Source organism: Photorhabdus viridis (genome assembly GCF_040256935.1).
In the GTDB taxonomy this organism is placed as follows: domain Bacteria; phylum Pseudomonadota; class Gammaproteobacteria; order Enterobacterales; family Enterobacteriaceae; genus Photorhabdus; species Photorhabdus viridis.
On sequence record NZ_JBEJZY010000197.1, the window covers coordinates 1 to 819 of the forward strand.

Here is an 819-nt window from a genome sequence, read left to right on the forward strand (position 1 = left end):
CCGCTCCCGGCACCTTGCTGAACAGCTTCTGCAACGCGCCGGGGCCTTTGGCGGCTGCGCCGCCAAAACTGGCTAACCCGGCGGCAAACATCGTTAAATCGGAAACGGTATACGCCCATTTGGGGATTTCCGGCGCAATGTTTGCCGTCTGCACCGTTCCGCCGCCGATGAAGACATTAGACGAACCGGTCATGACTGCTGCATCACAGACCGTTTTGTCTCCCACCCGCACCACCGGATAACCATTGATGAAAACGGAAGCCGAGCCTTCCGCCATCTGACGAAGGCCATCCTCTTTACTGCACGCCACCTGACTCCGCGTCGCGATGGCGGCGGGTTTGCCGTTGATAAAGACATTGGGGGAGCCCCGGGTGATTTCCCCGCAGGGACTTCGCGATGAGGCCCCCGCAGAGACGCAGGCATCACGCGCCATATCGCCTAAAGATCCCGCGGCCATGCCCACCGCAATGGCGGCGCCTATCAGCAAAACGCCCACACCGACACAGGATGCGGCCAATCCGGCCACAAAGAGGGCCCCCGCGAGCATTCCCCCGGCGGCTGAAATTAATGAACCGATGACGGTGCCTGCAACCAATCCCGCCATGGCGCTGGAATGGCCTATCGTGTCTCCGAGCCGTGCGGCTTCTGGCATAGCGCCTCCCTAGAACTGGAAACTGTTCAGGCCGTCATCCAGCCACTGCCGTTGAGCATCAGTGAACGCCTGTTGGGATGACAGGGTGAAAATCAGCGTTTTTTTCTCATCCAGCAGGAATACCGCCTGATATTGATAAACCTGCTGCCCCTTTTTGGGCCGATAAC

General features: G+C 59.5%; 2 protein-coding genes. Both read right to left on the minus strand.

Annotated features, from left to right (window positions below):
* On the minus strand, positions 1–652 hold a 652-nt coding region (locus ABR397_RS22930), incomplete at its 3' end, for a PAAR domain-containing protein (RefSeq protein ID WP_350307721.1).
* 9 nt (positions 653–661) lie between these two features.
* A partial coding sequence (locus ABR397_RS22935; protein WP_350307722.1) for a DcrB-related protein occupies positions 662–819 on the minus strand: 158 nt, incomplete at its 5' end.